Here is a 20323-nt window from a genome sequence, read left to right on the forward strand (position 1 = left end):
GAGAGTGGGGCTTGGAAGTCGTATTAATCCTGTTAACGGTTGGTGTTCTGATTCTGGTCCCCGTCGGCTCCCTTCTTGGTGTCCTTGCATTTCGTCAGCGCCGTGAACAGGCCTCTCGCCTGGATTCACTGGCAAAAGAGCTGTTTGAGCTTCGTCAGGAGGTCGCCCGCCTCAGGGATCAGGCCGGTGAACAACCCGGGCAGGCGCCGGCGTTGAGCCTGGATGAGCCGGAAACCTCCGAAGCCGCACCACAAGCACCTGCTTTCGAACCTGCTGCCCCCGGACGTGACGCCGAGCAATGGTCGGAACCCCGGACACCCTCACGCCTGGTGCAGGCCCTCAAGGATAGCTGGATGGTCTGGCTGGGCGGTCTCAGTGTCGCGCTTGCCGGTATTTTCATGGTCAGCCATTCCATCAATGCCGGCCTGATCGGTCCGCTGCAGCAGCTGGTGCTCGCCCTGATCAGTGGCCTTGCCCTGCACCTTGGCGCGGAAGTCCTCAGGCGTCGGCACATGGGTACGGACCAGGTGTTCGCCGCGCTGGCCGGCGGCGGCAGTATCACCCTCTACGCGGCCTTACTCGCAGGCGTGCATCATTTCGGATTTATCAGTGCCATGACCGGCCTGGTCGGGCTGGCGTTCGTGTCCCTGGTGACCATGGCGCTGGCTCTGGTGCATGGCCCGTTGCTGGCAATTATGGGATTGAGTGGTGCTTATCTGGTGCCGCTGCTGATCGGTGGTGATGAGGGCAGTGTCGCCTTTGTGCTGTCGTACAGTTTCCTGATCACCCTGAGCTCGCTGTTATTGATGCGGTACGTATTTCGCGACTGGCTGTGGTACGCCACCCTGGCCGGGGCGATGTTGTGGTGGTTGCTCGGAGGCTCCGCGGAGCCCGTCGGGGCCTCGATACCCTGGTATCTGGCGGGGTTGGTTGTGGCCTTCGCGAGCTTGCGGGCCAATCATCAGGTCGAGGAACACAGGCTATGGCAGGCCTTCCTGCCGTTGTTGCTTGCCTGGGGATTTTCGATTGCTGTTCAGTCTGAAGCCAGCCCCGTGTTCTGGAGCTGGTTGCTGATCCTGCCGGCAACGGCGTTGATCCCTCAGAGCCGTGGCGCGTTCTGGTATTTGCCCTGGGCCAGTGTGGTGGTCAGTGCGGTCGGCTGGCTTGTGTACAGGGGCAGCGCGGGCCCGGACACGGTGTATCTGATGCCGGTGCCAGAGCTTCAACAGGGAGGCTTTCTCGCGTACCTCGTGGCTGCGGCGATACTCACGGTTGGCGCCGGGCTATGGCAGTGGGTGCGCCATAATGACCAGCGGCGCTGGGCCTCGTTGACCCTGTTGTCGCCGCTGGTGTGGCTGGTGCTGGGCTGGCTGTTGCTGCACGGGTACGAGACGTCGGCAGTCTGGGCCGTAATGACGCTGTCGGTTGGCGCCATTTACGGTGTGCTGGCGTGGCAGATGGAAAGCCGCGAATCGTTCCGCAGTGGCGTTGTCTGGGCTGTTCTGGCGGCACACATCAGTTATTCCCTGGCGGCGGTAATGATCGTCCGTGAGGCTTCCTTGACACTGGCACTTTCGGTTCAGTTCGTCAGTCTTACCTGGCTGGCCCGCCGTTTCCAGATGCCGGAACTCTATCTGCTTTTGAAAGTGGCGCTGGCCCTGGTGGTCGCGCGGCTGACGTTCAACCCTTGGCTGCAGAGCTATGCGGCCGATGTCCACTGGTCTCTCTGGACCTACGGTGGTGCAACGTTGATGGCCGGGACCGCCACGCGATTGTCTGTAAAAGGTCACAGCATCCGTCCCTGGCTTGAAGGTGCCACTCTGCATCTGCTGGTGTTATTCCTTGGTACCGAGCTGCGTTACTGGCTCTACGACGGTGATATCTTTGCCCGCGAATACAGCCTGACCGAGGCAGCGATCAACACACTGCTCTGGGGATCTCTCAGTGTCACCTACATGGTTCGCGCCACCGCCAGCCAATCGCTTGCCTGGTTGTATCGCCTGTTCGCCCGGATTCTCCTTGCGCTGGCCGGACTGAGCTATGCCTCCTTGCTTACGGTGCTGAATCCCTGGTGGGGTGGCAGCAATATCGGCGACACACCGGTCTTCAATCTGCTCCTTCCGGCTTACGGCGGGCCGGTTATACTGGCGCTCCTGATCAGCCGTTTCCCCGCCCTGGTTCCCAGGTTCTGGGCTCTGTGCGTGGCGGCAGCCGGCTTTCTGCAGTTCACGGTCCTGGAAATCCGTCAGCTCTGGCAGGGCAGCGAGATGGCCGTGGCGTTCGGGATGTCCGAAGGGGAACTCTACAGCTATTCGGTCATCGGCATGTTGTACGCCATCGCCACTATCATCCATTCAACGAGGCGTGCCAGTCCTTTGCTCTACAAGACCGGTATGGCGCTGCTCGGGATTGTCATTGCCAAGATTTTCCTCATCGACATGGCCGGCTTGCAGGGTCTCTGGCGGGTGGCGGCCTTCATGGGGCTGGGGCTCGCCCTGCTCGGGCTGGCGTGGATGTACCGGAACGTTCAGAGAACACCCGAACACTCGGGACAAGCCGGCAGCCATCCCTGAATAACGACGGTTTCCATTGGACCGACTCGCCTGCGGGCTGTACGGTAAAAGGGTCCGGGGCGAGATATCTGCCCCGGCTCACTTACCGCGCCACTCATCTGGAGTAAGGCAGCATGCTGGTATTCTCAAATCCCGTAGGTTCGGGTTCGCTCTGGTTCGATAACCTTGCCACGGCCGAAGGGACGCCCGTCGGCTATGATCCCCAGGCGCGGGCTTTTCTGCCAATGCGGCCGTTTTGCGCCAACCGGGAGATCATCGGCTGCAACTGGATCGCGCCCAAAGAGGGCGCCTTCTGCGCCTCCTGTGCAATGACAGCACTGGCACCGGATCCGAACATTCCCAATGCTATGCCCAACTGGGCTGAAACCGAGGCCGCAAAGCGTTGGGTGCTGGACAATCTCGGGCGCTGGCACTGGTTTCGGCCCGAGGACCCTGGCACGCGTCCGGTTTTCCACATGCTTGCCGAGGGGCTGACGCCCGTGGCCATGGGCCATGCCAATGGCGTGGTGACCATCAGTGTTGCCGAGGCAGACCCGGTGGTGCGAGTCACCCGTCGGCAGGCACTGCAAGAGCCCTACCGGACCATGGTTGGCCATATGCGTCACGAGATTTCCCATATGCTGTGGTGGCGGCTCAGTCTGCGAGAAGATTTCCTGCAGGCGTTCCGGGATATTTTTGGCGATGAGCGCGCGGACTATCCGGCGGCGCTCCAGCGACACTATTATGAAGGCCCTCCGCCGGACTGGAAGCTGTCGTACCTGACCTCCTATGCGTCCGCCCATCCCCATGAAGACTGGGCAGAGACGGCCGCACACCTGCTTCACCTGACGGACATCACCGACAGCGCGGTTGCGTCCGGGCTGTCCTCACCAGAGCTGCCCAGCGCCCGCTGGGACCCGTACTCTGAACCGGACACCGCCAAGCTGATCAACGTAGCCGCCTCGCTGGCGATCCGGGTCAACCACGTCAACCGGTCAATGGGGCTCGCGGATCTCTATCCGTTTGTGCTGTCGGCAACCGCCCAGAAGAAACTGGCGTTTGTGCACGACTGGCTTCGCCGCGGGGCTCACGGACGTTGAGAAACTCTCCGCAAGTTGCCCACAAAAACTGTGGATAACTTTGTTGGCAACGCAAGGACATGTGGCTTAAGGCCCCTGAAATCGGGTGTTCCGGCAATGTGACCGTTAATTGACCGGGACCGGCCGTGGAGTCACACCGTCCCCTCGGCTATTCGGCTGAACCATTCGACACCAAAGCGTACGCCGAATCCCTGGAGGTCGGTGGGTATGTGTGCCAGCCCACCCTTGCGGCTGCCGGTCGAGGCCATGTCCACGTGCACCCAGTCGATGCCCTTGTCCACGAATTTTCCGAGGAACCGCGCCGCGTAGATGTGGTCACCCGCGCCCTCGGTTCGGCACTGGAGCGTATCGGCGACGTTGGACTTCAGATCTTCGTCGTAATCATCTTCATAGGGGAATGGCCACACCCGCTCACCGCAGTGCTCACCGGTCTGGATGATGGGCTCGATCCAGCTTCGCCGGTTGGTGATGGCGCCAGCCATGCGCTGTCCCAGCGCCGAGACCACGCCGCCGGTCAGGGTGGCGTAATCCAGAATGGTTCGCGGTTTGCGCCGGCAGGCCAGAGCCAGGGTGTCGGCCAGCACCATGCGGCCCTCGGCGTCGGTGTTGATCAGCTCGATGGTCCTGCCGTTGATGGCGGTAATTACGTCGTTGCACTTCACCGCCCGTGAGCCTATGTGGTTCTCGGCCAGTGCAAGCCAGCAGTCCACCGGTTGCGAGAAATTGAGCCTGGTCAGCGCAAGCAGGGTTCCCAGTGCCACGGCGCTGCCCTGCATGTCGCCATGCATGCCCAGCATGCCGCCGCCTACCTTGAGGTTGCTGCCACCAGTATCGAAACAGATGCCCTTGCCGACCAGTGCAAGGGGGTTGTCCCCCGTGCCCTTCAGGCGGTATCGCAACTGCAGGATGCCGGCGTCCCGGGTCGGGCTGGCTTCAACCACCGAGAGAAAGGCACCGGCCTCAAGCCGTTCCAGCTGGTCGAGGTCATAGAACTGGGCTTCCCAGCCTTCCACCTTGGCCAGTGCCTCGGCGTACTCCCGGTAAATTCCGGGTGTCAGGTAATTGCCCGGTAATTCGGTCAGCCAGCGAGCCAGGTTGTTGCCCTCCGCAGTCGCCTTTACGTACCGGAAATCGGCGGCTTCGAACCCGCCGAAAAAGTTCATGATCGACAGGGGCAGTCGGTCGGGAACGTCACCGGAAATTTTCGGCGGCTGGAACAGGGCCGCGTAGGCAGCAGCGACAAGCGCCTCGGCCATGACACAGGCGGCCTGTTCCAGATCGAGCAGGGATATGACATTGATTTTTCGGGAGCGCTCCGCCATCAGCGGCGCGATCAGCTCACGGGCCTGGCTCAGGGCCTTGAACCCGCCGACATCGTCCTTCACGAAGCCAATGGCGGCGCGGGTTCCCCTCGGCCCGGAAATGAGAATCGGGTTGGCACTGTCCGGGAAGTCGGCGAGGCGCAGTTTCAGGTAGTCGGCCCAGGGGGCTTTGGCCAGGGCGTTGTGATTGGAATCCGGCACCAGGAGTATAAGACTCACTCCGGTGTCGAAATCCCAGGAGGCCGGGATGCGGTGGTCCACATCAAGCTTGAGCTCTGGCAATCTCGGGAGTTCAGGTTTCATGGCCGGGTGCTCCAAACGGTTTCGAATTTGCCCAACCGTAAGGATAGTTGTATTCCCCAGGAATACCCGGGCCAATGGAAAAGCCGGCTTGTGGGCACCCATAATTCGGCTAGTCTTTCTGAATCCTCTGTGCCCAAGGGAGCCATGCCATGGCCATTACCGAGTCCCTCGACTGCGATCTCGTTTTTTACACCAACCCCATGTCCCGGGGGCGGATTGTGCGCTGGATGCTGGAGGAGGTCGGGTCCGATTACCGTCAGGTCCTGCTCGACTACGACACCCAGATGAAGGCGGACGACTATCTCGCCATCAATCCCATGGGCAAGGTTCCTGCACTGGTTCACCGGGGCCAGGTGGTGACCGAATGTGCGGCGATCTGCGCGTATCTGGCCGACGCGTTTTCCGACGCCGGGCTGGCGCCGGAGCCGAAGGACCGTGCCGCCTATTATCGCTGGCTCTTCTTCGCGGCCGGTCCCCTGGAGGCGGCGGTTATGGACCGCGTGCTGCAGGCGAACGTGAGCAGGGACCAGGAAAGGATGGTCGGTTACGGCACTTATGAGCAAACCGTCAGCGCCATCGCAGGAGCGGTTTCCGCCAATGACTATGTGGCGGGCGACCGGTTTTCAGCGGCGGATGTTTACGTGGGGTCGCACCTGATGTGGGGCATGGAATTTGGTTCGATTCCCCGCCGGGCAGAGTTTGAATCCTACGTCGCCCGACTGATCGAGCGCCCGGCCCTGGTGGCAGCCAAAGCCATTGACGACGCACTGGCCGCGCAAACGGGCCAGGGGTGAGCGACTGCACGGAGTCCCTCCTTGAGGTCTTCGAACACTTCGGCGCCATCACCCTCCGCCGGATGTTCGGCGGTTTCGGTCAATATCTGGCCTTATCCCTGCAGTGCCCTGTCCAAGGCGCCTGGCGTCACGTTTCCTCGCTCTACTAACAAAGTTATCCACAGATTCTGTGGGCAACCCTTGCTGGGTTTGCTCCCATTCCCGGGAGTGGCCTCCGGCAACAGAAGCTGGCACAGTTCACCACACCAACACGAGAACCACATCAAGAGGATAGGCAGGTGACCGACCTTGTTGAATATCAACTGAACGATGGTGTCGCGACGATTGTGATCGCCAACGGAAAAGCAAATGCCCTGAGCCATGACGTCTTCGAGCAGCTGAACCAGGCTCTGGATCGCGCCGAAAAGGATGGGGCCGTTGTCATCCTGACGGGGCAGCCTGGAATCTTTTCCGGCGGCTATGATCTGAAAGAAATGCAGAAAGGCCCGAGCGAGGCTTCGGCTCTGGTGACCGTCGGATCGAAACTGACCCGGCGCCTGGCGGCATTTCCGCTCCCGGTGATTGGTGCCTGCAGTGGCCATGCCATTGCCAAGGGCGCGTTCATCATGCTCTCGGTGGATCACCGCATTGGCATCGAGGGCAATTTCAAGCTCGGTCTCAATGAGGTGGCCATAGGCATGACCATGCATCACACCGGTATCGAGATTGCCCGGCATCGCCTGGCCCCCGCTCATTTCTACCGTTCGGTGGTCAACGCCGAAATATACGACCCGGAAGGCGCTGTCGCTGCGGGCTTCCTGGATGAGGTTGTTGCCCCTTCAGAACTGATGGTTCGCGCGAACGAACTCGCACAGCAATTCCGCAAACTCAACATGCGGGCCCATCGCGAAACCAAGTGCAAGGCCAAGGCAGACTATCTCAATCTGCTGGACCGCTGCATCGAACAGGACTCTGCCCACCTCGGCCTTTCAGGCTGAACCTGGCCGGTCAATCCGCCACGGCGGGCACGCCGGATGACCACACGCGACTCTGAGCCTACTCTGCTGGCGTATGCCTGGAGCGGGGCTTGGCTCAGTAAGCACCGTCGCTGTAGATCAGTTCATAGCTGTGGCTGTAAATCTCCAGGATGTTCCCGAACGGATCTTCCATGTAGATCATGCGGTAGGGTTTTTCACCCGGGTAATAGTAGCGTGGTTTTTCCATGCGCTTCCTGCCGCCGGCGGCAACAATCCGTTCCGCGAGTTCTTCGACGTTCGGGTCCTGAACGCAGAAGTGAAATACGCCGGTTTTCCAGTATTCGAAATTGTCCTGCGGATTTTCCTGGTTCTTGAACTGGAACAGCTCGACACCGATCCGGTCACCGGTGGACAGGTGGGCGATCCGGAAACGATCCCAGCCTTTGCCGAACACATCCGTGCACATCTCCCCAATGGCGCTGTCATCCTCTTCGATGTCGGTGGGTTTCATAATCAGATACCAACCCATTACCTCGGTGTAGAATTTCACCGCCGCTTCAAGGTCGGGTACCGAGATGCCGATGTGGGAGAAATTTCTCGGGTATACGTTGCTCATGGTGTTGCCTCCTGTATCTGTGATTCCGAAGGCAGGTTACAAAGTTTGATTGATTACTTAAAATTATCATTTTTGATATTTTTAAGTAGGTGGCGTAATGATAAATCCAGTCTGGCTACGCAGCTTCTGCACCCTGGTTGAGGTCGGGCATTTCACTCGCACCGCGGAGCGGCTGCACATGACTCAGTCCGGGGTCAGTCAGCACGTGCGAAAGCTGGAACAGCATCTTGAACGGTCGCTGCTCATTCGACAGGGCAAACGGTTTACCTTGACCGATGCGGGCTCGCGGCTGTATCGCGAGGCGAGTGCGATTGTTGAGTCCCTGTCGGATCTGGAGCGTCGGATCGGCGCAGACCCGTTGCATGATGGCGTGGTCCGGATCATGTCACCGGGCAGTGTGGGGCTGAAACTCTATCCCCATCTTTTGGAACTGCAACGGCGCCATCCGAAGCTGGTCATGGACTACCGGTTTGCGCCCAACGCCGATGTCGAGCGTGCCATCGCCGACTATCGGGTCGATGTGGGTATCATGACCAGCCCGTCAAGTCTCGACGAGGTGGGAATCAAGCCGGTGGGCGAAGAACCGCTGCTGTTGGTGACGCCGAAAAACATGAGTGAGCCGCGCTGGGAGCAGTTGATGGAACTCGGGTTTGTCGACCACCCGGATGGGGCACACCACGCCGGTTTGCTTTTGGGCGCCAACTATCCGGAGTTCCACCACAGCAACCAGTTCCCGCTTGCCGGGTTTTCCAACCAGATCAGCCTGATTCTTCAGCCCGTTAGCATGGGCCTTGGGTTTACGGTGCTGCCAGCCTACGCCGTCGAGGCGTTTCCGGCGCGGGAGTTGGTGCAAACACACCGATTGTCCAAACCGGCAAGTGAGACGCTGTTGCTTTGCTTCCGCCGGAACCAGCCGGTGGCCAACCGGGTGAGGACGGTGATCGAGGCGATGCGGGAAGGATTGGGGCTGGGTGCTGGCGATTCACACTGAATCGTGTAATTTGGGGGCTGTTGAACCTCGTTTCCCATTTCCCCGACAGGAGGCCTGACGTGTCCCAGTATGAGCAGTTCGCCAGTGATAATTACAGCGGAGTTTGTCCGCCCGCCTGGAAGGCCATGGAGGCGGCAAACCGAATGGACGAGGCGGCTTACGGCGAAGACAGCTGGACCCAGCGGGCAGCAGATGGCATCCGCGGAGTGTTCGATACTGATTGCGACGTGTTCTTTGTCTTTAACGGAACCGCCGCCAATTCCCTCGCCCTGGCGTCCATTGGCCAGTCGTTTCACAGCGTCATCTGCCATGAGCTGGCGCACATTGAGACCGATGAATGCGGAGGTCCGGAATATGCCTCCAACGGTGCAAAGCTGTTGCTGGGGCAGGGGACCGACGGCAAGCTGACGCCCCAGAGCATCGAGCACCTGGTTACCAAGCGGACCGATATCCACTACCCCAAGCCCAAGGCGTTGAGCCTGACCCAGGCCACCGAGGTGGGCACGATCTACACTCCGGAGGAGCTGCGCGCCATCCGGGCAACCGCCGATCAATACAACCTGAACATTCATATGGATGGCGCACGGTTTGCCAATGCCGTGGCCGCGCTGGACGTGCACCCCTCGGAGATCACCTGGAAAGCAGGGGTCGATGTCCTGTGTTTTTCCGGCACCAAGAATGGCCTGGCACTGGGCGAAGCCGTGGTGTTTTTCAACAAACACCTGGCGGAGGATTTTGAATGGCGCTGTAAGCAGGCCGGCCAGCTGGCGTCCAAGATGCGGTTTATCTCGGCGCCCTGGTGCGGCCTGCTGGAAGGCGATGTCTGGTTGCAGAATGCCCGCCATGCCAACGCCTGCGCCGAGCGGCTGGCCAATGGTCTGGCAGGATTGCCGGGTATCACGCTCCGCTACCCCAGGCAGGTAAACGGCGTCTTCGTGGAGATGCCGGACCCCGTGCAGGCGGCGCTTCGTGCCAAAGGCTGGCGCTTCTACAATTTCATCGGTGGTTCGGCCCGGCTTATGTGTTCCTGGGCGACAACAACCGAACGGGTGGATCAGTTTCTGTCGGACGTGCGGGAACTGGTGGCCTGATCAGAGGCTGAGGCCATCTTCACAAACCCGGTGGGCGTCATCCCCGTCGCCTGCCTGAACGCCCGGGTGAAGTTGGCGGAATCGTCATAGCCAAGGCGGTAGGCCGTTTCCGTGACACTCAAGCGTTCCCGGAGCAGGCAGTGCTTGGCGTCGGTGATCCGGGCATCAAGCAGCAGTGCCCGGTAGCTTACCCCCTCCCGCTGCAGGCGGCGATGCAGTGTCCGGGAAGACATGCCGAGTTGCGCCGCCACGCTCTCCTGATCCCGGGGCAAGCGGGCGGGGGCGGTCAACAAGGCGAGGACCTGCTCCGCCAGACTCCCCCGGTGTTTCAACTGCTTCAGTTCTTCTTCGCATTCCGCTACTGCCTGTGCGTGAGCTGTTCTGTCCGCGAGGGCAAAGGGGATTTCCAGTCGGTCCGGGGGTAGTGAAAGACTGTGTTGGGGCTGATCAAATGCAATGTCTCGTAGGCTCGGGCCGAGTCTTGCGGACAGCTCTTCCTGCCGCGGAAATGCCAGGCTCGCACGCAGCCCCAGTTGTCCCACCAGAAACCTGCCCATCACATCAAAGCTGGCAAGCAGGGTGTGGATCACGAACCGCTCGGTGCGCTCGGAGATTCCGGGGGTGGGGGTTATGACAAGCCGCGCGTGCTTGCCGGTATTGTCGAGGTTCAGCGTCACCAGTTGAGTGATCAGCGGGAAAAAGCGGACCGCGATGTCTATCGCCTGGCGCGCATTGGGTGCGGTCAGGCCGGCGTAGCCGGCGGACCCATGGGCGCTGATGTTCAGGTGATGCCCAAGGCGTACTCCGGGATAGAGTTCGCCCGTGCGCTGCTCAACATTATGCAGGACGCGGTCAAGGCTATAGTGACTGACATAGTGATCGGGAGCGTCCAGCAGTTGCGGCTGCACGTCCGTGCCAGAGAGCAGGTCTTCAATGGGCACGTCGGCCGTAGCCAGCAGCTGACACAGGCTATGGATGTAACGGGCAGCGGTTGGTGCCTGTGGGCCGGTCTCGTGCATCTTGGTTTTTCCTGGTGTCGCGCAGTCTGCAGTGTCTGAAAATGACAGAAAATTGTCAATTAACAACCTGTTTCGCGGTCAGGATGGGCGCACAGTGAAGGCATAAACAACAAAAGGTGTGGCCACAAGGAGACCCCCATGCTGGAGAAAGTGCCGTCCCGGATCATGATCCCGCTCAAGAAAGTGCTGTTCCTGCTGGTATTTGCGGTGGCTATGCTGCCCTACGACGCGTGGCGGACGATGCTCGAAACCGGGCATTGGAATCTGTACGCCTGGTGGCCACTGTTTGTGATTTTCGGGATCATTCCAGTGGTCGACCACCTGGTGGGAACCGACGCGTCCAATCCCACCGATGCCGACGTCGAGAAATTGTCCGGGCAGCGCTGGTATTCCTTTATGACGCTGATGGTGGTGCCTGCGCAGCTGGCGGTGCTGTCTTTCGGGGCCTGGGTGTTCGCGACCAGCGATCAGTTCTCCGTGGTCGGGAAGGTGGGGTGGATACTGTCCTGCGGTATTGTCAGCGCCATTCTTTCAATCAACGTCGGTCATGAGTTGATTCACCGGCGCAACCGGCTGGAGAGCTGGGCCGGTGGGCTACTCTATGCCTCTGTGTGCTATGCCGGGTTCAAGGTGGAACACCTGCGGGGCCACCACGTGACGGTGTCCACTCCGGAAGATGCCTCATCGGCCCGCTACGGGCAGAGCCTGTACCACTTTCTGCCCCGCGCGTACCTGCACAATGTGCGTAACGCCTGGAAGCTCGAAGCGGTCCGGCTGAAGAAGCTCGGGCTACCTGCGCTGCATTGGCGCAACGAACTGCTCTGGTGGAATGCCGTCAGCCTGTGTTTTGTACTGGCGTCGTTGCTGTTGTTTGGCTGGGCCGGGCTGGTGTTCTATCTGGGCGTAAGCTGGATGAGTTTCACCACCCTCGAAATCATCAACTACGTTGAGCACTATGGCCTGCACCGTCGAAAACTCCCGAATGGTCGTTACGAGCGCACCACGCCGGCCCACTCCTGGAACAGCAATTACCTCATCACCAATATGGGGTTGTTTCACCTGCAGCGGCATTCCGACCATCATGCCTTTCCCGCCAGACGCTATCAGGTATTACGCCATTACAATGGCGCGCCCCAATTGCCAACGGGCTATACCGGTATGTACCTCCTCGCACTGATTCCGCCGTTATGGTTTCGGGTGATGAATCCCCGCGTTCGCGCCTATTACCGGGGTGAGGAGTGGCAGCTTTCTGCCCGGGAGTTCGAGCAGTCGGCCCGTCCGCCAGAGCAGGCGGCATCCCCTGGCTAGCCAGCCGTGCGCGTTGGCGGAATGCTCATTCCGGCAATAGTGTTCTGGTGGTGTTCCTGGCTTTCTTTTGAGGGTGGTTTGGCTAAACTGTAATCAGGCCCTCTGCCTGGAGTATGTGCCGATGCAACATTCTCCTGATCACATTCTCCGCCACGTCGCGTTTCCCGTTATTCAGCCAACGCAATGCCTGCCTTTACGGTTGGTGCTTGCCCTGATGTTGTCGGTGTCCCCCGTTGGAGTCGCAGACAATCAGATGCCGGTAGCCACGGCGCTGGATGGCAAAATCTTCGAAAGCCAGCTTGGTCTGAAGGGTGAACCACTGGATGTGGAAGACCGGCTCGTATTCGAGGATGGGCAGTTTGTTTCCGAAGAGTGCGAGCGGACCTGTGGCTACGCCAAAGTTGAGTATTGGGTGAGGGCGCAGGACGATGCGATTCAGATGCGTGCCGAGGTGCCCTGCCTGCATTCCGGCGCGGTGATGTACTGGCGGGGCACAGTTCGGGGAGACGAAATAGAAGGCTCATTCACCTGGATCAACAAACGCTGGTACTGGACCTTTGAAAAGGAGTTTTGGTTCAAGGGTAAGCTGGTACAGGCTGGCGAACCATGAACCCGTCGGTTATGCCGGCCAACCGTCGTGTCGCCGGACTGGTGAAGCTGGCTTGTCTGGTTGCGATTGTCGTCGTGGGCAATCTGCTGACGCGCGGCATTGTTGATGGCCTCGATATGACCATCCGGCCAACCACGGAACCGATGTTGCACCGGATTATCATGACCTCCATGGCAGCTTATATTCTGCTGATGGCGATTCCCTTTGTGCCGGGCGTTGAGATCGGTCTGGCGCTGATGATGATACTGGGGCCCAAGATTGTCCCCCTCGTGTACGGCTGCACCCTGATTGCTCTCACTCTCGCCTTTCTGGTCGGACGACTGTTACCGGAAGCCACAATAACGAGATTTCTGCGGGATGTGCGCCTGGTGAAGGCGGCCGGTTTTCTGGAGAGTTTCCAAGGCCTGGATGCAGACCAGCGACTCGCCAGATTGATGGAGAAATCTCCCCGGCGCCTGGTGCCCTGGTTGCTGAGGCACCGCTACCTGACGTTGATGCTTGCCATCAACCTGCCGGGCAACGTGGTGCTGGGAGGCGGTGGTGGCCTGGCATTGATGGCGGGCATGAGCAAACTGTTTTCGTTTCACCGTTACCTGCTCATGCTAGCGGTTGCCATTTCTCCCATTCCCCTCTTGTTGATGGTGTTCGGCGACCGGATTGCCAACTGGCCGATCTGAGCCGGCCGCACCTGCACTTTTTAAGCGCCCCACGAATAATCGCCGGATTTTGTGTCGTTAATAATCTAATGCCCGTTCGGGCCGGGTTTATTATTAGGTTATGAGGCTGCGTTACCAAAGAGGAGTAACGGAGATGGACAGGGTAGATTGGCGAATCAAGGGGTTGGAGTTTGTAAACTGTAACTGTGATCTGGGGTGTCCGTGTCAGTTCATGGGGCGACCGTCCCATGGTGACTGCGAAGCATTTGCGGCGGTGAAAATTGAAGACGGGTACTTCGGCGATACCCGGCTGGATGGGTTGGCCTTTGCCATGACGCTGAAGTGGCCGGGAGCCATTCATGAAGGCAACGGTACAGCACAGGCTTTTGTCGATGAAAAGGCCACCCAGGAACAGCGGGACGCGCTGATGGCCATTATGTCCGGTGAGACTTCCGAGCCGGGCGCCACGTTCTTCAATGTCTTCGCCAGCACCATGACGAAGATGCACGATCCGGTGTTCTGTCCGATCGATATGACCTGTGACGTTGAGGGCAGGAAGGCGTCGATTCGGGTGGCGGATCTGGTAGAGGCCAGTGGCACGCCCATTCTCAGTCCGATCGACGGTTCTGAGCATCAGGCCCGAATCGAGTTGCCCCATGGGTTCGAGTACCACGTGGCCGAAGTGGCAAGCGGTCGTACCAGCGCTCACGCGGACATGCCGATAGAGTTGAACGCGACCCATAGCCATATGTCGCACCTGGATATTGGTCCGACCGGGGTTTACCACTAGACCCCGGAGGTTCACATGGGCAACGGACGTTCGGTGTTCTCGCGTTCCATAGTGCGGGGGTCAACGGTAACCCTTGTTGGTTTACTGACGATTGCCGGCCTTTGCTGGCTGTATGTGTTTGGCCTGGCGTCGGAGATGGCATCAATGTCTCCGGGCGACATGATGGCATTCAAGCACTGGACCCCGGCGTACTTCGCCATGATGGTGGTGATGTGGAGCGTGATGATGGTCGCCATGATGACCCCCAGTGCCGCGCCCATGATTCTCTTGTATCGGCAGGTGGCGCGGAAAAACCAACTGGCGGGGGGAATGCTGGGGACGGCCTTGTTTGCGGGTGGATACCTGCTGGTCTGGGGTCTGTTCAGCCTGACGGCCACGGCCCTGCAGTGGTTACTCGAGGAGTCGGCGTTGCTCAGCCCCCAGATGCGCAGTCAGAACCAGGTGTTCAGCGGTGTGGTTCTGATCGCCGCGGGCATTTATCAGTTCTCCTCTCTGAAACAGGCCTGCCTTCGTCGTTGCCGGGGGCCTTTGCTGTTCATCACCCGGTACTGGCGGTCCGGACTGAAGGGGGCCTTCGAAATGGGTCTCCGCCACGGAACCTATTGCGTTGGCTGTTGTGCCGCGCTTATGGCGCTGCTGTTCGTTGGTGGGGTCATGGACCTGAGCGTGATCGCCGCCATCGCCGTCGTGGTTTTGCTGGAGAAGCTGATACCTGGTGGTGAATGGTTGGCAAGGGCGTTTGGTGCCCTCGCCATCGGTCTGGGCGTGGTTCTGATCGTGTGAGGGCCGATCACCGGTTGCCGGTGAGGAAGTCAAACACCGAGGCAAAGTCCTCTCGGTCATACCCTGCCTGCTTGGCGCTGCCATACACTGTCTTGGCCAGGCTTGCCAGGAACATGGGCTGGTTTTCCTCGTAGGCGGTTTGCTCCAGAAGGTGCAGGTCCTTGTGCATCAGTTCGAGTGGGAACTGAGCTTCGTAATTGCCTTCCCGTATCAACTCGGCTTTGCCCTTCAGGAACGGCGCGGACACCGGCAGGTTGGGCAGGGTGTCCATCAGGAAATCGCGGCTGAATCCAAGCTTTTCTCCCAGCAGGGCCGTCTCGGCATAGGCCAGCATGGATTGCGCGAGCAGGGCGTTCACCAGCATCTTGAAAGCGCTGCCCTGACCGGCTGCCCCCACATGGAGGATTTTTTGTCCCATCAGCTCGAGGAGTGGCCGGGCGCCCTCAACGTCGGTATCTTCGCCCCCCAGCAGGAACGTGAGTTCACCGTCTTCGGCAGGTTGTTTGGTGCCCGCCACCGGCGCGTCCAGAAACCTTATCCCGAGAGCATTCGCCCGGTTTGCGCAGTTTCGTGTACAGGAGGGGTTAACGGTGGAGCTGTTCACCCAGAGTGAGCCCTTGTGCATGGCCGGCACAAAGCCCTCATCGCCGAAGGCGACCTCTTCCAGCACGGTCGGGTCGCTCAGCATGGTAATGACGATGTCGGCGTTCCGGGCCGCTTCCGAAGCGGAGCTGGCTCCGCGGGCACCCTCCGCCTCCAGGGCCTGGACTGCAGTGGGGGACCGATTGGCAACGGTGAGGGAGAGCGAGTTGTCTTTGAGGAGGTTACGGGCCATTCGGCTTCCCATAATGCCCAGGCCAATGAATGCGACGTTCATAAAAGGCTCCCTGTGATCCGGTGGAAACAGCATGAATTGAGCATTTGACTATCGCTTGTCTTTCACCATCGTGGTATATCAACAGCCCTAATTGTCTCATTTTTTTTCTGGAACAGTGCAATGCCAAGAGCAAGTGAAATCAAGAAGAATTCAGCCGTCGAGTACGATGGTCGCGTCTACTTCGTCAAGGATATCGAACGTTCCGTCCCCCAGGGCCGGGCGGGCGGCAGTCTGTATCGCATGCGAATGTACGACGTGGTTACCGGCAACAAGATTGACGAGACGTTCAAGGATTCGGACATGCTGAATCTGGCCGATCTGGTCCGCAGGCCGGCCACCTTCTCCTATTCCGATGGTGATGAGTACGTCTTCATGGATAGCGAAGACTTCACCCAATACAGCCTCAACAAGGAGTCGATCGCCGACGAGCTGCTGTTCATCAGCGAGGACACACAGGGTCTGATGGTGGTGCTGGTCAGTGATGCGCCGGTATCCCTGGCCTTGCCACCGACGGTGGAGCTGGAGATCAGCGAAACCGACCCGTCCGTCAAAGGAGGGTCTGCGACCGCCCGTACCAAACCCGCTACCCTGTCGACAGGTTTGGTGGTGCAGGTGCCAGAGCATATTTCCACCGGTGACCGTATCAAGGTGAACGTGGACGAGCGTAAGTTCCTGAGCCGCGCCTGACCCTGAACATGGCCCCCGAGGTGGTTTCGGGGGGGCCTATTTCCGCCCTGGTGTCCCCGTTACTTCCTTCGATTATAGCGCCCGACCTATGGTGCATTAATGATCTAAAATCCAAGCGTTTCTGAGTGGTTACACGGCGTTTCGGGGGCTAATCTGTTAAGAGGCGGCGAAGAAATCGTTGGTCTTGCGACCCCGACATACGGGGCGTGAGCGGGAGGGACGAAACATGCCAAAATACATGGTTGAGAGGGAGTTGCCGGGTGCCGGCAAACTATCCACTGGCGAACTGCAGGAGATTTCCCGGAAATCCTGCTCTGTGCTGGAAGAACTGGGTCCAAAGATCCAATGGCTGAACAGCTTTGTCACTGAGGACAAGGTGTATTGCCTTTACATCGCACCGGATGAGGCGATGGTCAGGCGGCACGCGGAAATGGGCGGGTTTCCCGTGACGGCCGTCTCCGAGGTCCGGACCACGATGGATCCGACCACCGCCGAGCCAGTGGCCAGTTAACGATCAACACTCGGGAGGACCATGACGTCGCCAGATGGCAAGCTAATCGTGTTCTACGACGGTTCCTGTCCTGCCTGCATCAAGGACAGGCGATGGTACGAAAAGCTCGCGGGTCGCACCGGCGAGTCGGTTGAATGGCTGGACATTACCGGCCGTGATGATCAGTTACGCCAGGAAGGCATCGACCCGGATTCGGCACTGAGGGAATTGCACGTCAAGGACGCTCAGGGCCGGATTCACCGGGAGATGGATGCGTATATCCTGTTGATGTCGCGGGTACCGGTTTTGAAGCCGCTTGCCTGGTTGATTGGTCTTCCTCTGATTCGTCCGTTCCTGGCCCGGCTTTATCATTCCTGGGTGAGTCGGCGGTTGGATGGCCCGGCTTGATCTATAGTCAATCCAATGGCATGGGCAGGATCTCAACGATTGGATGACGTCGCCGAATGTGTCAGTCAGGACGATAGACCAGGGAGCGGGCGACCATGAATTTCATCAAAACCACAATCATTGGCGGCATCGTGTTCCTGCTGCCTGTCGTCGTTATACTCGTGGTGCTGGGCAAAGCCCATGAGATCATGTTGCGAGTCGCCGAGCCTCTGGGCCGATTGCTGCCGATCGATTACGTGGGCGGTGTTGCCGTTGCGAACCTGCTGGCATTGGTTTCGGTGTTACTGGTCAGCTTTGTTGCCGGGTTTGTTGCCAAGGGCTCTCGGGCCAAACAGTTTTATCGCCAGATCGATAATGGGTTGCTCGCCATACCTGGCTACTCCTTTATCAAGAGCTTTGCCGAAAACCTGAAGATGGATGAAGCTGAGTCCCGGAGCCTGCAATCGGTGATGGTGCATTTTGACGACTATGCCCAGGTCGGCTTTGAGGTGGAGAGGCTCTCGGACGGGCCGGTTGTCGTCTACCTGCCCGGTTCTCCCGACCCGTGGTCCGGTTCAGTGGTTTACGTCTCGGCCAGTCGGGTTCATACCCTGGAAATCACCGTACCGCAGGCGGTCGGCCATATCCGGCGGCTTGGCCGGGGCGCCGAAGATCTGCGTGACGCACTAAAAATGAAGCGGCCATAGCATGATCTCCGTGACTGATAGCTGAAACAAATTGAGTTTAGACCAGATTCGGTGAATGTGGGCAAAGCCCGGTGTTCCCCGCTTTCATGAGGTAAGGTACTCGAAACCCCCGAGGAGAAGGAACCGAACAGATGTCTGAAATGCCCGCGAAACCCGTGTCTGCGTCCGTTATTGAGAAGCATGTCTACAAGGTGTTCCCGAACGACATGAACGCCCACAACACGGTCTTTGGCGGCATGATCATGGCCAAATGCGACCGGCTTGCCCTGGTGGTTGCCGAGCGCCACTCCGCGCACGTCTGCGTTACCGCTGCGGTGGACTCCATCCATTTCCGGGCGCCCGCAAAGGGCAATGATACTCTCCTGTTCAACCTGTCACTGAACCGCAGTTGGGGCTCGTCCATGGAGATTGGCGCACGGGTTGAGGCGGAGAACAGTTACACCGGCGACACCCGGCATATCCTGTCGGCGTTCTTCACCTTCGTGGCGCTGGATGAGAACGACAAACCTGTGGATGTGCCTCATGTCATTCCGGAGTCGGACGAGCAGAGGCGCCGTTTCGAGAACGCCGAGATTCGCCGGGAAGGTCGCCTGAAGACCCGGGAAAAGCTCTCCAGCCGTTGACCTGTCCGGGCCTGGCCCTAATAGAAACACGATGGTTTTCGCCAGACCGGATCGGTACTACACTGACATAAGGCTTGTTTAACATGGAGGAACCATCATGCGATATCTAGCCGCTGCGTTACTGTCCCTTTTCCTGGCCGCACCGGTGATTGCGGGCCAGTGCCCAGCCCTGATGAAGCAGGTTGACAGCCAGCTTGTTTCTTCCCAGGTTGGAAGCGATGTCAAGCAAGAAGTGAAGGAGCTGCGCGCCAAGGGCGAAGCATTGCACAATCAAGGCAAACATGGTGAATCGGTCAAGGTACTGAATGAAGCCCTGAACAAACTGAATGCCAGTTACTGATCGGGGTGTTGTCGAAACAATCGGAACGTAGTTTGGACCAGTTAAAACTAGTATCGAAAGGTGCCCAGCACTACATTCTTCTGGTTATTCCCCGCCTGCTGCGGGAGATTGAAGAGCTGGGCTTACCTCATATCATCCGGACCTCCGGCTTTTCCGAGCGGGAGGTCACCAGCCTCTACTTCGAATTTGTCTCCATCAAACGCGTGCTTCCCGCGGAGCCGAAGCGCATAGCTCCGGAGATCTGGGAACATCTGACCTACTGTGTCCAGGTTATGAGCGCCATGGTGAATGCGGCGTCGGTGGAGCAGCTTGCCGAGGCCCGGGAGCAGGCCATCCAAAAGTTCCTTCCCCATGCCCTGCAGGCGGTCGAGAGCGAGTATCGGGAGCAATGCAGCGAGGGGACGGTCGATTTCAGGTTGGCGGGCATTCTGAAACAGGAAACCTCGCCCGAACAGTCCCGGGAACTGTGTATGGAGGCCATCCGCCTGGAGCGGGAGCAACGTCTCGAATCCATCAAGGGGTTGTCTGTGGCCGCGTTGGGCGAACATTCCCGCCAGATTGTCGAGGCCGCCGTTGCTTTCGTTCAGGGTGCTGCCAGCGATCCGCCCGAGGATTTTGGACTGCTGGACCTGGTGATCCGTTTGCTGGACCTGCTCCGGCTGGTGCTAGCGCTTGAGCACGATGAGGCCTCCAAGGCCAATATCCCCCAGGATTTTTCCGTGGACAACATCGTTCTGGGTATCGGTAATGCCCTGTACCGCAACGAGCTTGGCCTGCAGTTTTCCTCGGTTAAAGTCCCGCATCCTTGACGTTCTCCATGACCACAAACGTGCTGGTTTGCAACACGTGGGGCAGAGCGGAGATCTGCTCTCCCAGAACCTGACGGTACTCCGCCATGTTCCGGGTCCGGACTTTCAGCAGGTAGTCGAAGTTACCCGCAATCATGTGGCACTGCTCAACCGCCGAAATCTGTTTGACCGAGGTGTTGAATGCCTCCAGTGCGTTGCTGCTGGTGTCGTCCAGCGTGACCTGGGCAAAGGCAATGTGAGACAGCCCGAGCTTGGTCTGGTTCACCAGGGCGGTGTAGCCGGTAATGTATCCCTGTTCCTCAAGCCGTCGCATGCGGACCTGGCATGGGGTTTTCGACAATCCCACCCGGGACGCAAGCTCGGTCACGGTAATCCGGGCGTTCTTCTGGAGTTCGCGGATAATGGAGTGATCGATTCTATCCAGTTCGACCATAATTTGAGTTCCTGACTGGCTTAGCGGCTATTTCAGCGGTTGAATATAATCAAAATACCTGTTTTTGGAAACTATATGG

The 20323-nt window shown here is 59.1% G+C and carries 23 protein-coding genes; 18 read left to right on the forward strand and 5 right to left on the reverse strand.

What is annotated here, in order from left to right; genetic code table 11:
* The first annotated feature begins 11 nt into the window (after positions 1-11).
* Together QQF73_RS04925 and QQF73_RS04930 are read left to right on the forward strand one after the other, a co-directional pair.
* Complete coding sequence (locus QQF73_RS04925; RefSeq protein ID WP_285367439.1) at positions 12-2573, forward strand: DUF2339 domain-containing protein; 2562 nt, start codon at positions 12-14, stop codon at positions 2571-2573.
* A 113-nt stretch (positions 2574-2686) separates the two neighbouring features.
* Positions 2687-3652, forward strand: coding sequence for a zinc-binding metallopeptidase family protein (locus QQF73_RS04930; protein ID WP_219866568.1), 966 nt, complete (start codon positions 2687-2689; stop codon positions 3650-3652).
* A gap of 131 nt (positions 3653-3783) precedes the next feature.
* Here the strand turns inward: QQF73_RS04930 and QQF73_RS04935 are convergent, their stop codons facing one another.
* Complete coding sequence (locus QQF73_RS04935; RefSeq protein ID WP_285367440.1) at positions 3784-5277, reverse strand: M17 family metallopeptidase; 1494 nt, start codon at positions 5275-5277, stop codon at positions 3784-3786.
* Between the two features lie 149 nt (positions 5278-5426).
* Between QQF73_RS04935 and QQF73_RS04940 the strand changes: the two genes are divergently transcribed.
* Complete coding sequence (locus QQF73_RS04940) at positions 5427-6071, forward strand: glutathione S-transferase family protein (RefSeq protein WP_219866566.1); 645 nt, start codon at positions 5427-5429, stop codon at positions 6069-6071.
* Between the two features lie 278 nt (positions 6072-6349).
* Positions 6350-7048: a crotonase/enoyl-CoA hydratase family protein gene (locus tag QQF73_RS04945; RefSeq protein ID WP_219866565.1), complete on the forward strand. Its 699-nt coding sequence runs from the start codon at positions 6350-6352 to the stop codon at positions 7046-7048.
* Between the two features lie 94 nt (positions 7049-7142).
* On the opposite strand, the gene QQF73_RS04950 is transcribed toward QQF73_RS04945, so the two are convergent.
* Positions 7143-7643, reverse strand: coding sequence for a lactoylglutathione lyase family protein (locus QQF73_RS04950; RefSeq protein WP_219866564.1), 501 nt, complete (start codon positions 7641-7643; stop codon positions 7143-7145).
* 97 nt (positions 7644-7740) lie between these two features.
* Here QQF73_RS04950 and QQF73_RS04955 point away from each other — a divergent pair, with 97 nt between their 5' ends.
* On the forward strand, positions 7741-8634 hold the full coding sequence (locus QQF73_RS04955; RefSeq protein ID WP_285367441.1) for a LysR family transcriptional regulator: 894 nt from the start codon (positions 7741-7743) through the stop codon (positions 8632-8634).
* 59 nt (positions 8635-8693) lie between these two features.
* Complete coding sequence (locus tag QQF73_RS04960; protein WP_285367442.1) at positions 8694-9725, forward strand: threonine aldolase family protein; 1032 nt, start codon at positions 8694-8696, stop codon at positions 9723-9725.
* Here the strand turns inward: QQF73_RS04960 and QQF73_RS04965 are convergent.
* Positions 9689-10744, reverse strand: a complete 1056-nt coding sequence (locus QQF73_RS04965) for a helix-turn-helix transcriptional regulator (RefSeq protein ID WP_285367444.1) — start codon at positions 10742-10744, stop codon at positions 9689-9691. The genes QQF73_RS04960 and QQF73_RS04965 overlap by 37 nt on opposite strands.
* A 138-nt stretch (positions 10745-10882) precedes the next feature.
* On the opposite strand from QQF73_RS04965, the gene QQF73_RS04970 reads away from it, so the two are divergent.
* From QQF73_RS04970 to QQF73_RS04990, 5 genes are all read left to right on the forward strand, one after another.
* On the forward strand, positions 10883-12052 hold the full coding sequence (locus QQF73_RS04970) for an alkane 1-monooxygenase (protein ID WP_285367445.1): 1170 nt from the start codon (positions 10883-10885) through the stop codon (positions 12050-12052).
* Between the two features lie 121 nt (positions 12053-12173).
* A complete protein-coding gene (locus tag QQF73_RS04975; RefSeq protein WP_219866560.1) occupies positions 12174-12662 on the forward strand; it encodes a hypothetical protein in 489 nt (162 codons plus the stop codon).
* Positions 12659-13339, forward strand: a complete 681-nt coding sequence (locus QQF73_RS04980) for a hypothetical protein (protein WP_285367446.1) — start codon at positions 12659-12661, stop codon at positions 13337-13339. The genes QQF73_RS04975 and QQF73_RS04980 overlap by 4 nt, the downstream gene beginning before the upstream one ends.
* Before the next feature lie 133 nt (positions 13340-13472).
* Entirely contained in the window at positions 13473-14108 is a 636-nt protein-coding gene (locus QQF73_RS04985) for a DUF1326 domain-containing protein (protein ID WP_219866558.1), read from the forward strand.
* Positions 14109-14123: 15 nt separating this feature from the next.
* The gene (locus QQF73_RS04990; protein WP_219866557.1) at positions 14124-14891 is read left to right on the forward strand and encodes a DUF2182 domain-containing protein; all 768 of its coding nucleotides are present in this window, start codon (positions 14124-14126) and stop codon (positions 14889-14891) included.
* Positions 14892-14898: 7 nt separating this feature from the next.
* Here QQF73_RS04990 and QQF73_RS04995 read toward each other — a convergent pair whose 3' ends face one another.
* Positions 14899-15768 (reverse strand): NAD(P)-dependent oxidoreductase, encoded by an 870-nt coding sequence (locus tag QQF73_RS04995; protein ID WP_219866556.1) that lies wholly within the window; start codon positions 15766-15768, stop codon positions 14899-14901.
* Positions 15769-15888: 120 nt separating this feature from the next.
* Between QQF73_RS04995 and efpL the strand changes: the two genes are divergently transcribed.
* The 7 genes from efpL to QQF73_RS05030 all read left to right on the forward strand — a co-directional run bounded on the left by efpL (position 15889) and on the right by QQF73_RS05030 (position 19811).
* On the forward strand, positions 15889-16455 hold the full coding sequence (gene efpL / locus QQF73_RS05000; protein ID WP_219866555.1) for an elongation factor P-like protein EfpL: 567 nt from the start codon (positions 15889-15891) through the stop codon (positions 16453-16455).
* Positions 16456-16681: 226 nt separating this feature from the next.
* A complete protein-coding gene (locus QQF73_RS05005; RefSeq protein WP_285367448.1) occupies positions 16682-16966 on the forward strand; it encodes a DUF4242 domain-containing protein in 285 nt (94 codons plus the stop codon).
* A 21-nt stretch (positions 16967-16987) separates the two neighbouring features.
* Positions 16988-17353, forward strand: coding sequence for a thiol-disulfide oxidoreductase DCC family protein (locus QQF73_RS05010; protein WP_218635212.1), 366 nt, complete (start codon positions 16988-16990; stop codon positions 17351-17353).
* A 95-nt stretch (positions 17354-17448) separates the two neighbouring features.
* On the forward strand, positions 17449-18039 hold the full coding sequence (locus QQF73_RS05015; protein ID WP_285367449.1) for a DUF502 domain-containing protein: 591 nt from the start codon (positions 17449-17451) through the stop codon (positions 18037-18039).
* 131 nt (positions 18040-18170) lie between these two features.
* Positions 18171-18662, forward strand: a complete 492-nt coding sequence (locus tag QQF73_RS05020; protein WP_219866551.1) for an acyl-CoA thioesterase — start codon at positions 18171-18173, stop codon at positions 18660-18662.
* Positions 18663-18759: 97 nt separating this feature from the next.
* On the forward strand, positions 18760-19002 hold the full coding sequence (locus QQF73_RS05025) for a hypothetical protein (protein WP_219866550.1): 243 nt from the start codon (positions 18760-18762) through the stop codon (positions 19000-19002).
* Positions 19003-19034: 32 nt separating this feature from the next.
* On the forward strand, positions 19035-19811 hold the full coding sequence (locus tag QQF73_RS05030) for a hypothetical protein (RefSeq protein WP_285367450.1): 777 nt from the start codon (positions 19035-19037) through the stop codon (positions 19809-19811).
* Here QQF73_RS05030 and QQF73_RS05035 read toward each other — a convergent pair.
* Positions 19792-20244, reverse strand: a complete 453-nt coding sequence (locus QQF73_RS05035) for an Lrp/AsnC ligand binding domain-containing protein (RefSeq protein WP_219866548.1) — start codon at positions 20242-20244, stop codon at positions 19792-19794. The genes QQF73_RS05030 and QQF73_RS05035 overlap by 20 nt on opposite strands.
* Positions 20245-20323: the final 79 nt, after the last annotated feature.

Source organism: Marinobacter albus (genome assembly GCF_030238305.1).
GTDB classification, from domain to species: domain Bacteria; phylum Pseudomonadota; class Gammaproteobacteria; order Pseudomonadales; family Oleiphilaceae; genus Marinobacter; species Marinobacter albus.

Coding starts and splice junctions, on each gene's coding strand:
- QQF73_RS04985 (WP_219866558.1), top strand. CDS start 13,473: ATGGACAGGGTAGATTGGCGAATCAAGGGGTTGGAGTTTGTAAACTGT.
- QQF73_RS05025 (WP_219866550.1), top strand. CDS start 18,760: ATGCGATATCTAGCCGCTGCGTTACTGTCCCTTTTCCTGGCCGCACCG.
- QQF73_RS04980 (WP_285367446.1), top strand. CDS start 12,659: ATGAACCCGTCGGTTATGCCGGCCAACCGTCGTGTCGCCGGACTGGTG.
- QQF73_RS04990 (WP_219866557.1), top strand. CDS start 14,124: ATGGGCAACGGACGTTCGGTGTTCTCGCGTTCCATAGTGCGGGGGTCA.
- QQF73_RS05020 (WP_219866551.1), top strand. CDS start 18,171: ATGTCTGAAATGCCCGCGAAACCCGTGTCTGCGTCCGTTATTGAGAAG.
- QQF73_RS04935 (WP_285367440.1), bottom strand. CDS start 5,277: ATGAAACCTGAACTCCCGAGATTGCCAGAGCTCAAGCTTGATGTGGAC.
- QQF73_RS04995 (WP_219866556.1), bottom strand. CDS start 15,768: ATGAACGTCGCATTCATTGGCCTGGGCATTATGGGAAGCCGAATGGCC.
- QQF73_RS04965 (WP_285367444.1), bottom strand. CDS start 10,744: ATGCACGAGACCGGCCCACAGGCACCAACCGCTGCCCGTTACATCCAT.
- QQF73_RS05005 (WP_285367448.1), top strand. CDS start 16,682: ATGCCAAAATACATGGTTGAGAGGGAGTTGCCGGGTGCCGGCAAACTA.
- efpL (WP_219866555.1), top strand. CDS start 15,889: ATGCCAAGAGCAAGTGAAATCAAGAAGAATTCAGCCGTCGAGTACGAT.
- QQF73_RS05035 (WP_219866548.1), bottom strand. CDS start 20,244: ATGGTCGAACTGGATAGAATCGATCACTCCATTATCCGCGAACTCCAG.
- QQF73_RS04940 (WP_219866566.1), top strand. CDS start 5,427: ATGGCCATTACCGAGTCCCTCGACTGCGATCTCGTTTTTTACACCAAC.
- QQF73_RS04950 (WP_219866564.1), bottom strand. CDS start 7,643: ATGAGCAACGTATACCCGAGAAATTTCTCCCACATCGGCATCTCGGTA.
- QQF73_RS04970 (WP_285367445.1), top strand. CDS start 10,883: ATGCTGGAGAAAGTGCCGTCCCGGATCATGATCCCGCTCAAGAAAGTG.
- QQF73_RS05015 (WP_285367449.1), top strand. CDS start 17,449: ATGAATTTCATCAAAACCACAATCATTGGCGGCATCGTGTTCCTGCTG.
- QQF73_RS04955 (WP_285367441.1), top strand. CDS start 7,741: ATGATAAATCCAGTCTGGCTACGCAGCTTCTGCACCCTGGTTGAGGTC.
- QQF73_RS04930 (WP_219866568.1), top strand. CDS start 2,687: ATGCTGGTATTCTCAAATCCCGTAGGTTCGGGTTCGCTCTGGTTCGAT.
- QQF73_RS04975 (WP_219866560.1), top strand. CDS start 12,174: ATGCAACATTCTCCTGATCACATTCTCCGCCACGTCGCGTTTCCCGTT.
- QQF73_RS05010 (WP_218635212.1), top strand. CDS start 16,988: ATGACGTCGCCAGATGGCAAGCTAATCGTGTTCTACGACGGTTCCTGT.